The sequence below is a fragment of the Candidatus Palauibacter soopunensis genome (assembly GCF_947581735.1).
In the GTDB taxonomy this organism is placed as follows: Bacteria; Gemmatimonadota; Gemmatimonadetes; order Palauibacterales; family Palauibacteraceae; genus Palauibacter; species Palauibacter soopunensis.
On record NZ_CANPVT010000017.1, the window covers coordinates 1 to 11,387 of the forward strand.

Consider the following 11,387-nt stretch of genomic DNA (forward strand, 5'->3'; position numbering starts at 1 on the left):
TGGCGCATCAGATTCGGATCGCCCACCGCCATCTGGCCGAACGCCGTCGGGCTCACGCACGAGCGCCCGAGAAACGCGCTCACGCGCGAAATGAACTGTCCCTCCAGCGTCTCCATGCCCGAACGCTGAACGAACGTCCGCAAGCACGTCAACCCCCTAGGAAATTACCTAAGTGCTTATGACGTATCATGTTGTGTCATAACGTGTCAGAGCCTCGGAAGAGCTCCGCCAGCGGCGCGGCGGGACGCCCCCTTGGCGAACCGAAGGATGATCGTCCAGAGGCGTGGAATCCGGTCCGGCAAGGCCGGTTCGGCTCGATTTGCCGCCGTGGATGGCGGCAACGCGGTCGCCCGCCGACCGCGCTACGGAAGAGGAAGGGTTGTGCGGATCGGGGCCGGGGCCGGCGTGTAGCTACCCGAGGTACTCGCCCCACGCCTGCATGACTTCGGCGCGGCGTGTCAGCAGGTCGGACCGCTGATACGCCTGAACGACTTGGCTTCTCGGGACGTGGGCAAGGCAGGCCTCCGCGACCTCCGCCGGGACGCCCGACTCGGCCATCCACGACCGGGCACTCGACCGGAATCCGTGCAGTGTCGAGGCGACCCCGGCCCGCTTGAGCACCCTGAGCGGCGCTTTCGGCGGCAGCGGTCCGCCGGTCCGCGACGGAAACACCAGCGGCGATTCGCCCGACAGCTTGCGCGCCCGCTCCAGAACATCGAGCGCGGCGGTGCTGAGTGGGACCGTGAACTCGCGGCCCGCCTTCATCCGGGATGCCGGTATCGTCCACGTCGCCGCGTCCATGTCGATCTCGTCCCAGAGCGCGCCCCTCGCTTCGCCGGGACGGACGGCGGTGAGGACGATCAGTTCGACGCACAGAGCCGCCGAAGGGTGCGTGTCGGTGGTCCCGCGAACCGCTCGGAGCGCGGCGGCGACCTCTCCGTGCGGGAGCGCGCGGTGGTGGGTTGTCGTGTGGCCGTTCGCCTTCGGCAGCGCAACGACCGCCCGGTCCACCGGGTTGTCCGCCCGGTAGTTTCGACCGATGCACCAGCGGAAGACGGCGGTGATCCGGTGCTGGGCCTTCCGCGCCGCTGCGGGCTTCGAGTTCCAGATCGGCGAGAGGCAGCGCAGCACGTCCGCGCTCTCGATCCGGTCCACCCGCTTGTCGAGGAGCGGGGCGGCATGAAGGCGGAAGGTGGATTCCCACTGCCCGGGAAGCGGACTCCCCGCCTTCCAAGACTCCCGGTGGAGCTTGATGGTCCGCTCGGCGGCCTTGGCGAACGTCGGAACGCCACGCCCGCGCGGGTCCTGGCCCAAGAGGACGCCCCGGCTGTTGTCCAGCGCCTTCTGGCGGGCCTCGGCAAGCGTCACCTCGGGATACGGCCCGAGTCCGATCGAGGTGAGCCGCCCCTCGATCCTGACGCGCTGCCGCCATGTCTTGGTGATCCGGCCATCCAGCGTCCGGTGGACGCGAAGGCTCAGCCCGCGCCCGCCGCGCCCGTCGCCGTAGACTCCGGGCCGGTTGATCGTCCGAACGAACGCGGCGGAGAGTGTTCTCGGTCGCTTCATGGTGGGGTTCCTTCCTTGTGGTGTATCACTCATTGCAGCACTACACCGGGAAGAATACACCGGATGGCGATGGACCGCAAGGGACGGTGGAGCGCCGGGAATGCCACCGAACACGTTATCTAATAACGTGTTATGGCCTATTTACTGAACCTTGGTGGACTACACTGGAAGATGTGTGCCGAGTTCGGGCGGGATAGGGCCTGTCAGACGATTATCGTTGAGGCGAAGCTCCTCCAATTCACCAAGCGCACCCAGTTCCGCCGGGATCGAGCCCCGCAGTCCGTTGGTACTCGCGAGATCGAGTACCCTGAGGTTGGAGAGCTTCCCGATTTCGGCCGGAATCTCGCCCGTGAGAGGATTGAACGTGAGGTAAAGCTCCTCGAGCCGGGAAAGATCGCCGATGGCGGCCGGGATCGGACCGACGATGGAGTTGCCCGACAAGTAAAGCGCTCGCAAGCGGGACAGATTGCCCAGTTCCGCCGGGATGCGCCCCGAAAGATTGTTGGAACTCAGGCGTAACTCGACGACCCTCCCGTCGCCGTCCACCCGGACTCCATCCCACGTGCCGAGCGGCTGATCGGTCAGCCAGCCAGCCCTGCGGCGGCTCCAGTTCGGTCCGCCGAGGGATCGGTACAGCGTTTCAAGGATTGCGCGATCATCGCGCGCCGGACATTCCAGACCAGTGCCGTCATGAGACGAAACCGTGTTCAGCCAGTCGTGAAACCCCCCGTCGGAGGGAACGCACAACTCGGTGCCGGAGTATCGGAATTCCCGGACCGCGAGTTGGGCGAGTGAGAGCGGCAAGGGACCGGAAAGGGCGTTTCCGTCGATCCGGAGCGCGGTCAGGCTGGCGAGCTCTCCGAGTTCGGAGGGCAGCGCGCCGACCAATCCGTTCCCGCTCAGATCGAGTTCACGGACATAGCCGATGGTATCGGTGACGACTCCGTACCAGCCTTCAAGCGGCTGGCCGGCCAGCCAGCCGTCCGACCTCGTCCAACCGGCGCCGCCCGCGGCCTCGTATAGCCGTGCGAGTACCTCGACATCGCCTGCGTTGCAGTAGCCTCCCCGCGCTTCGTCGATGCGGTCCAGCCACGCGACGAAACGCGCCGTCCCCGGGGCGCAGAGATGGGCATTGTCCTCAAAACGGAACCGTTTCAGGTCGAGTTGGAGCAGACTTGTGGGGATCGGGCCCAGCAGAATGTTGCGGTGAAGATCGAAGTACTGAAGGCGGGACAGGTTGCCCAACTCGGGGGGCAGTGCGCCGCTCAGGCTGTTCAACTCCAGACCGAGCGCCTCCAGATCCGTGAGTTGGCCGAGTTCTCCCGGGATCGCGCCGGTCAGGCGATTGTTGCTGAGACTCAGGACTTGCAAGCTCGACGCATTCCCGATCTCCGGCGGAATGACGCCGACCAGCGCATTGGAACTGAGACGCAGCCACTCCAGTCGGCGCAGTTGGCCCAACTCGGGGGGAAGGGGCCCGGTCAACCTGTTTCCCACCAGGCTCAGCGACCGAAGGCTGGACAAACCGCCGAGCGCCGCCGGCAGTACGCCCTCCAGGTCGTTGGCGAGCAGTTCCAGGCGCGAGACGCGTCCCGTCCGATCCGTTGTCACGCCGTGCCATTCGTTGATGGGCGCGCCGGTGAGCCAGTTAGTGCTGTTCTTCCAGTCCGGCCCGTCCGTCGCTTCGTACAGCCGCACAAGAACATCGCGGTCCGTCGGCGGAGCGCATTCCACGGCCGTGCCGGCGTGGGACGCGATGCCGCTGAGCCAGTCGCGGAACGTCTCGTAGGGCGGGACGCACAATTGGGTATTGGCGTAGTGAAACTCTTCGAGCGACAGGGCCAGAAGTGACCGTGGCAGCGGGCCCGAAAGCGGGTTGTCGCCGATCCGGAGCACCGTGAGGCCGGTGGCGGCCGCAAGTTCGGATGGCAGCGGGCCGCTCAGCCGATTCCGGTCGACGTGCAGATACCGCAGTCGTTCAAGGTCCCCGACCTCGGGCGGGATCCAGCCGGTGAGATTGTTGCCGCCGAGCGCCAACCCGACCACACGGCCCTCGGAGTCGACCTCGATGCCGTGCCACTGGCCGATCGGCGCGCTGGTGAGCCAATGGTCGCCGTTCGTCCAGTTTGCTCCCCCGGCGGTCTCATAAAGCGTCTTGAGGACACGCCGGTCCGGCGATTCCGACACAGTGATCGCGGCGGTCGCCGACACGTCCCCGGTCGAGGCCGTGACTGTCGCGGTCCCCTCGCCGACGGCGCGCACCAGCCCCGCGGAGTCGACGACCGCGACATTCTTGTCGTCCGACCGCCAGTCGACGGCGGCGTCGGCTACGGGATATCCGTTGGCGTCGGTCGGCTCCGCGACCAGCCGGGCCGTGTCGCCGACCGCCTCGAGCCGGGCCGTGGCGGGCGAGACCGCGATGGCGCTCACCTCCTGCGCCACGGTGATTTCGGCGGTGTCCGACGCGTCCCCCGCAGAAGCCGTGACCGTCGCGGTGCCGTCGCCGGCCGCGCGCACCAGGCCGGTGGAGTCGACGTTAACCACCGCGCCGTCGCTGCTCGACCACGCAACGACGACGCTCGTCATTATCTGTCCTCTCTGGTCGCGCACTTCCGCGACCAGTTGGACGGTCTGGTCGATCGCAGCGAGTTGGATGGCGCCGGGAGTGACGGTCAGCGCCGCTGGCTGCGGTGGAGGCGGCGGAGGCGGCGGATTCGGCGGCGTCGACGGGGGCGGTGCGGGCGGCGGATTCGGCGGACCCGTGGTTGTGCCGTCCCCGCACGAGAGGATCGCCAACAGGCCGATCGCTACAACGGCTCGCAAACGACAATCGTAGGGTGTCTCATGCATGTGGCCAGAATTCATAACTCCGCCCTGGCGACAAGGCGACCCCCGATTCCAGGGGCGACGGATCGTTTCGTAGCGTCTCAAGTCCTCCGGGCGAGGGCGATGTGACCGGCGGGGCGCGGTCAGGTTTTGTGGCCGCCGCGTCGGGTCTTCAGTCCACGGTCGTGGGCTGTGTGATGGTACTCAGGATGGAGTCGATCGCCTCCTCGGCCAGCCGCTCCAGTTCATCCGCCGTGCGGTTCTGGATCGGGTGCGGGACCCAGACGATGGCGGGCTCGAACCCGAGCGAGCGCGACTGGCTGCGAGCGGCCTGCTCGAACTCGGCCGTGACGACGAAGCAGCCCGGGATCCCGCGCTCATCGAGGTCTCTGAGGTCGTGCAGACCGCACGACGTGCAGGACCCTCAATCGGCTAACGCCTGAACCACCACGTCGGCTTCCGCAGCGATCCTCTGCAGCAACTCGGTCGGCGCCCGACGCGCGTTGGTCGGCTTGTCCGTACGGATCGTCGCGATGCCGAGCGCGTCGAGTCGCGTCTTCACGTGATCGAGGAACTCGTCGCTGCGGAGCTTGCCGATCCCCTGCAGCGCGACCACGCGTCCTTCGAGCGACGGAGGAGGCGCGCGCCGCGGGCGCATCGCGGGGGCGAGTTCGGAGGTGGGGTCGTGCAGGACGCTCGTCGAACTCGCCGGGGTCGAAGCGGTCATGTCTCGATCTCTCGCGTGATGGGATGTGAGTGCTGCCAGGCGCGGCCGCCGGGCCAGCCGGCCAGGATCGCGGAGTACAGTCCGGCCGCGCCGCCGGCCCGGGCGAGGAGCAGTCCGCCGGGCGGGAACTTGGGCACTTCAAGGCGCGCCTCGGAGTCCGGCACGCCCTCGGCGAGGCCTCCCGCGCCGCGTGCGACGTCGCTCAAGGGCCGCGTCGTGGCCTCGAGCAGCGCTTCGGTGATCCGCGCCCGGTCCCAGCCCGCCTCCCGGTAGATGCCGTAGTGCTCCGGCGAGAGGAGCAGCACCGCGTGCGCCCACTCGCAGATCTTCGGGTGGCACACGGCCAGCAGGCACGCCGCCAAGGAGGCGGTCAGTTCCTCCGGCGTGCGCGAGCGCTGGTCCATGATCCCCTGCACGCCCTCGCCCTGGAAGAGGGTGACCGCGCTGGTTCCGCGCGGGACGCCGCGCGAGACAGAGAGCGGTTCCCATTCCTCGTCCGACTCGTCCTCCGCGAAGCAGAACGTGTACTTGCTCGGCGCCCCGAAGGTCGAACGGTCGATCTCGCCGGGGCGTCCGCCGCCCACGTTGCGCACGATGAGGTTGAGCGCGCGTCCGATGGTCGCGTTGGCGCGGTTCCCCTGTCCGAGGACGTTGAGCCCCGAGTTCATCCCGATGAGGCGCGCGATGGGGCCATTGACGATGACGAGCGGCGCCGTGAAGCAGGTGCTGCACAGGATCCCGTGCAGCGTGAAGTCGGGATCGAGCGCCGCCTCGAGCGCCGCGAGCACGACGGGCATGTACTCCGGCTTGCAGCCCGCGAGCACGGCGTTGATCGCCACCTTCTCGACCGTGCACTCGGCATAGTCCGGCGGTACGGCGCCCACGACCTCGTCCGGAGCCCGGGGCGTGCCCGCGAGCATGCGCAGGATCCGTTCCGGGGTCGGCGGGACGACGGGCAGCCCGTCCGTCCAGCCGCGCTCGAAGCACGCTTCCAAGGGGTCCGCGTGCGATTCCAGCGCCACCTGTCGCGCTTCGATGCCGGTCTCTCCGAAGCGCGCCCGTAGCCGCTCCGGGGCGCCGGGTTCGACCGACCGCGAACCGCAGCCCGGCTGGAACTCGGGCAGTTCCGCGCCCAGATCCGGCGTCGACGTCAGGTCACGCCACTCCGCCCGGTTCCAGCCCACCGCGCGGCCCGCCTCCTTCCCGTCCTCGAAACGCAGGAGCGTGGGGACGGTCTCGATCCCGAGGCGAAATGAGTGTTCGAGTTCCGTGTCGTCGATCACACCCGGCACGGCCTCGGGGAAGGCCGGGTCGTCCTGACTGCAGATGGCGAGGCCGTCGTCGCCGCCGGCAAGCCGCTCCAGCACCGGCTCCACCAGCCGGCAGGTCGGGCAGTCCCGCTTCACGACGACCGCGAGACCGTTGCTCGGCAGGAGGGCGCTCACGGAACCGGAGTTCCGATGTAATCGTGGTCTGGAAGCTCCATGCCGCAGGTTACGGCTCCGAATGACGGCGGACAAACACCCCGCACGGCGTCGCAACCCGCGATACGCGCGGAGTCCGGGCCGTTGACCGCGCCCGCGACTGAACGGAGATTCACGCCCGCGTGTTCACAAGAGACACGCAGGGATGGATCCGCCCGCACCAAGGGACGGATCCGCACCGATGGACCCACTGGGAAGGATGTACCTCTGATGAACCGCACCACACTCGCGCGCCGTCTGGTGGGCGGGGTGGTCCCGGGCCTGCTCCTCACGTCACTGTCCGGCCTCGCGACGCCAGCGACCGCCGACGCGCAGTACATGCCGAGCCAGGCTCCGGTGCCTCCCCCGTTCTTCGCCCTCCAGAACGCGCGCATCGTGACCGGCACGGGCGCCGTCATCGAGAACGGCACCGTCGTCATCGCCAACGGCCTCATCGAGGCGGTCGGAGCCGATGTCGAAGTCCCGGGCGACGCCTGGGCGATCGACGTCTCCGGCCTGACCATCTACCCCGGCCTGTTCGACGGGCTGTCCCGGATCGGGATGGCCTCTCAGGGAGGCAACCCCGCAGGCGGCGCGGGAGGCAACCCCTTCGCCGTGTTTGTCGAGCAGGCGAACCAGCCCCGCACCGTGGGGCCCGAGGACCGACCGGCGACGAACTCCTGGGTGAACGCCGCCGACATGCTGGACCCGGATTCCGACGAGATCGAGACGTGGCGCAGCGGCGGGTTCACGAACGCGCTGGTTGCGCCCGATGACGGGATCGTGACGGGCCAGGGCGTCGTGGTGAACCTTGCGGGCGACGAGCAGGAGATGGTCGTGAAGGCGCCCGCCGCCCTCCGCGTGACGATGAGCGGAGCCGGCGGATTCCGGAGCTTCCCGGGTTCGCTCATGGGCGTCATCGCGTACATCCGCCAACTGTACCTGGATGCGGATCACAGCCAACAGTACGAGGCGCGCTACACGGCCAACCCGAGCGGCCAGCCGCGGCCCACCTACGACCGGGCGCTCGGTCCGATCCAGGACGCGATCGCGGCAGGGTGGCCGACCGTGATGCCGGCGAACGAGGTGCGGCAGATCCGGCGCGCGATCAAGCTTGGGCGCGACACGGGCGCGCGACCGGTTCTTCAGGGCGCGCACGAGGCGTACGGACTCGCCGACGAGATCGCGTCGGCCGGGGTCCAGGTGCTCGTGAACGCCGACTGGCCCGAGCGGAACCGCGATGCGGATCCGGAAGCCGACGAGTCGCTGGCGTCGCTGAAGCGCCGCGCCTATGCGCCGACGACGCCGGCCCGGCTCGAGGAAGCGGGCGTCGAGTGGGCCTTCTACAGCGGCTCGGCCGGGAGCCCCCGCGCCATGATGGAAAAGGTGCGGACGGCGATCGAGAACGGGCTCTCCGAGGAGGCGGCGCTGGAGGCGCTCACCGCCGCGCCCGCCCGCATCTACGGCGTGGACGCGATGCTCGGCTCCGTCGAGGCGGGCAAGATCGCGAACCTCGTCGTGACCGACGGCCCGCTGTTCGATGAGGACACCGACATTCGAATGGTGTTCGTCGATGGCCACAGGTTCGAGGAGGAAGCACCGGAGCCGCGGCCGACGGAGCCCCCGGCGGTCGACATGAACGGCACCTGGCTCCTCTCCCTGAACAACGACTCGCAGGAGGCGACGGCCGAACTCGAGGTTTCGGAGGACGGCACGATTTCCGGCGTCATCCAGGGGGAGCGGGGCGAGCAGCAGATCACCGACGGCTGGGTGAGCGGCAACGAGTTCAGCATCACGGTCTCCGCCACGATGGGACCGGGCATGGACGTAGAGATCGTCTACACCGGCACGGTCGAGGGCGATTCGATCGAAGGGAACGCTTCCTTCGGAGGCATGCGCAACATGGACTTCACGGGCACGAGGCCCGGGGGAGGTGTCCGATGAGACATCCGATGACACGGGCTGCCGAGCGAGTCGGAGCCGGGTGCCTGGCGCTCGGTCTCGCGGTCGGGGTTCCCGGAGGGGCGGCCGCGCAGGAGCAGCCGATCCTCATCACGGGCGCGACGATTCTCACCGCGGCGGAAGCCGGGAGGATCGAGGAGGGCGCCATCCTGTTCGAGAACGGGCGCATCGTCGCCGTTGGGCCGGCCTCCGAGGTGGAGGTTCCCTCCGATGCGATGGTCATTGACGGGACGGGCAAGTTCATCACGCCCGGGATCGTCGACGCGCACTCGCACATCGCGGCCGACGCGATCAACGAGGGGGCGGTCTCCGTCTCCTCCATGGTTTCGATCCACGACGTCATCGACCCGACGGACATCGCGCTCTATCGCGAGGCGGCGGGCGGGACGACGACGTCGCACGTCATGCACGGGAGCGCGAACCCGATCGGCGGGAACAACGCCGTGATCAAGCACCGCTGGGGCGCGGACGCGCAGGGTCTCCTCTTCCAGGGCGCCCCGCCCACGATCAAGTTCGCGCTCGGCGAGAACCCGAAGCGGGCCGGGAGCCCCACGCTCCCCGGCCAGGAGGCGCGCTATCCCGCCTCCCGCATGGGGGTGATGGACGTGGTCCGGCAGGCCTTCATCGAGGCCACCGAGTACAAGGCCGAGTGGGACACGTACCGGGCGCGCGTGGCCGATGGCGACCGCGATGCGATCCCGCCGCGCCGCAACCTGACCATGGATCCGCTCGTCGAGGTGCTCGAAGGCACGCGCTATGTGCACGCCCACAGCTACCGGGCGGACGAGATCCTGCAGCTCATGCGGGTGGCCGAGGAGTTCGGCTTCCGCATCCATGTGTTCCAGCACGTCCTCGAAGGCTATCGCGTGGCAGACGAGATGGCGGAGCACGGGGCGCACGCCTCCACGTTCTCGGACTGGTGGGCCTACAAGATGGAGGCCTACGAGGCGATCCCGCACAACGCGGCGATCATGACGCAACGCGGCGTCAACGTCTCCATCAACTCCGACAGCGGAGAAGAGGGACGGCACCTCAATCAGGAAGCCGCCAAGACGATGAAGTGGGGCGGCATGAGCGAGGCCGAGGCCCTCGCCACCGTCACGATCAACCCGGCGATCCAGCTCATGATCGACGACCGCGTGGGCTCGCTGGAGGCGGGGAAGGATGCGGACATCGTCCTGTGGGAGAACTATCCGCTCTCCTCCTACGCCAAGGTCCGGACGACGTATATCGACGGCGACGTGGTGTTCGATATCGACGCGGACCTGGCGTTGCGCGCCGAGATCGAGGCCGAGAAGGCGGAGCTGAGGGAGATGCTCGGCGAGGCCGACGAGGACGACGACTCCGGCAACGAGCGCGAGCCGGGCCGGCGGCCCGGAGGTGGACGATGACGGACGGATACACGAACCCTACAGGTGACAGGATCGGCACCATGTTGAAGTCGATCGTGGGGACCGCGGCGGTCCTCGGCATCCTCGGACTCGGGGCGCCGAACGGGGCCGTCGCGCAGGAAGGCGGCACGTTCGCGGTACAAGGAGCCATGATTCACACGGTGGCCGATGGCGTGATCGAGGGCGGGACGATCGTGATCCGGGACGGGCGCATCATCGCGGTCGGAACGGACGTCGACATCCCGGCGGACGCCGAGATCATCGACGGGGAAGGGAAGCACGTCTTTCCCGGCATGATCGATTCGTTCAGCTCGCTCGGGCTCACGGAGATCGGGGCCGTCGCGGTGACGAACGACGCGGGCGAGCTGGGGCGCTGGAACCCGCATCTCAACGCGCACACGGCGATCCACCCCGCCAGCGAGCACATCCCGGTCGCGCGCGCGAACGGGATCACGCACTCGATGGTCGCGCCGGGCGGCGGCGGGCGCGGTTTTGGGGGCGGAGGCTCCGGCATCCAGGGTCAGGCCACGCTCGTCCACCTCGATGGTTGGACGGTGGAGGAGATGGAGATCGAGAAGACCGCAGCCATGGTCATCGGCTGGCCCACGCTCTCGACGGGGTTCCGCGCATTTGCCGGCTTCGGCCCCCCGGCGGGCGGCCGTTCCTTCCGGCGGGCACAGGAGCGCTTCGACGAGGAAGTGGCGGAGATGGATTCGTGGTTCGTGGCGGCGGAGCACTACCGACAGGCGGTGGCGTCCGGGTCGAGCCGCGTGCCCCGCAACATTCAGCTCGAGCACCTGTCGCGCGTCCTCGACCGGGGGATGAAGGTCATCGTGCGCGCGAACGGGTGGCGCGAAATCGAGTCGGCCATCGAGTTCGCGGAGAAGTGGAACCTGGACCTCGTCATCGCGGGCGGAAATGGCGCGCGAGAGATCGCCGGCACGCTCGCCGAGAAGAACATCCCCGTGATCCTCGGGCCGGTGCAGCGGCTGCCGCAGGGCGAGGACACCGCGTACGACGACCCGAACACGCTGCCCGGCGTGCTGCAGGACGCGGGGGTCGAGATCGCGTTCGCGACCTTCAACTCGTCCGACTCGCGAACCCTTCCCTACGAGGCCGCGAATTCCGTGTCCTGGGGGCTCTCGAAGGAGGCGGCGCTGGAAGCGGTGACTCTGGGCCCCGCGCGGGTGCTGGGCGTGGACGACCGGCTGGGGTCGCTGGAGGTCGGGAAGGTGGGGAACCTGATCGTGACCGACGGGGATCCGCTCGAGATCACGACCCAGATCGAGTGGGTGTTCATCAAGGGCGTGCCGTCCGATCTGGATAACAAGCACGATAGCCTGTGGGAGGAATACAGGAACCGCCCGGCGCGGCGGGTCACCACGACGACGACGTAACAGTATCCATCTCACAAGCGGACGCCCGTTTTTCGCGGAGCAACCTGTCTCGCAG

At 68.4% G+C, this 11,387-nt stretch carries 7 protein-coding genes; 3 read left to right on the plus strand and 4 right to left on the minus strand.

Annotated elements, in window-relative coordinates; all coding sequences use genetic code 11:
- Positions 1–411 precede the first annotated feature (411 nt).
- From RN901_RS06340 to RN901_RS06355, 4 genes are all read right to left on the minus strand, one after another.
- Positions 412–1,566, minus strand: coding sequence for a tyrosine-type recombinase/integrase (locus RN901_RS06340; RefSeq protein WP_310757099.1), 1,155 nt, complete (start codon positions 1,564–1,566; stop codon positions 412–414).
- Positions 1,567–1,725: 159 nt separating this feature from the next.
- Positions 1,726–4,431, minus strand: coding sequence for an Ig-like domain-containing protein (locus RN901_RS06345; RefSeq protein ID WP_310757101.1), 2,706 nt, complete (start codon positions 4,429–4,431; stop codon positions 1,726–1,728).
- 133 nt (positions 4,432–4,564) lie between these two features.
- Entirely contained in the window at positions 4,565–5,119 is a 555-nt protein-coding gene (locus RN901_RS06350; RefSeq protein WP_310757102.1) for a UGSC family (seleno)protein, read from the minus strand.
- On the minus strand, positions 5,116–6,564 hold the full coding sequence (locus RN901_RS06355; RefSeq protein WP_310757104.1) for a thioredoxin family protein: 1,449 nt from the start codon (positions 6,562–6,564) through the stop codon (positions 5,116–5,118). The genes RN901_RS06350 and RN901_RS06355 overlap by 4 nt, the downstream gene beginning before the upstream one ends.
- 249 nt (positions 6,565–6,813) lie before the next feature.
- On the opposite strand from RN901_RS06355, the gene RN901_RS06360 reads away from it, so the two are divergent.
- Genes RN901_RS06360 through RN901_RS06370 form a run of 3 tightly spaced genes read left to right on the plus strand, consistent with a single transcriptional unit; the run spans position 6,814 to position 11,332 of the window.
- The gene (locus RN901_RS06360; RefSeq protein WP_310757106.1) at positions 6,814–8,526 is read left to right on the plus strand and encodes an amidohydrolase family protein; all 1,713 of its coding nucleotides are present in this window, start codon (positions 6,814–6,816) and stop codon (positions 8,524–8,526) included.
- Positions 8,523–9,935, plus strand: coding sequence for an amidohydrolase family protein (locus RN901_RS06365; RefSeq protein WP_310757108.1), 1,413 nt, complete (start codon positions 8,523–8,525; stop codon positions 9,933–9,935). Before RN901_RS06360 ends, RN901_RS06365 begins: the two co-directional genes overlap by 4 nt.
- Complete coding sequence (locus tag RN901_RS06370; protein ID WP_310757110.1) at positions 9,932–11,332, plus strand: amidohydrolase family protein; 1,401 nt, start codon at positions 9,932–9,934, stop codon at positions 11,330–11,332. Before RN901_RS06365 ends, RN901_RS06370 begins: the two co-directional genes overlap by 4 nt.
- Positions 11,333–11,387: the final 55 nt, after the last annotated feature.

Excerpts from the sequence above, each read along its gene's own strand:
- RN901_RS06340 (WP_310757099.1), bottom strand. The coding sequence starts at position 1,566 with ATGAAGCGACCGAGAACACTCTCCGCCGCGTTCGTTCGGACGATCAAC.
- RN901_RS06365 (WP_310757108.1), top strand. The coding sequence starts at position 8,523 with ATGAGACATCCGATGACACGGGCTGCCGAGCGAGTCGGAGCCGGGTGC.
- RN901_RS06360 (WP_310757106.1), top strand. The coding sequence starts at position 6,814 with ATGAACCGCACCACACTCGCGCGCCGTCTGGTGGGCGGGGTGGTCCCG.
- RN901_RS06370 (WP_310757110.1), top strand. The coding sequence starts at position 9,932 with ATGACGGACGGATACACGAACCCTACAGGTGACAGGATCGGCACCATG.
- RN901_RS06345 (WP_310757101.1), bottom strand. The coding sequence starts at position 4,431 with ATGAATTCTGGCCACATGCATGAGACACCCTACGATTGTCGTTTGCGA.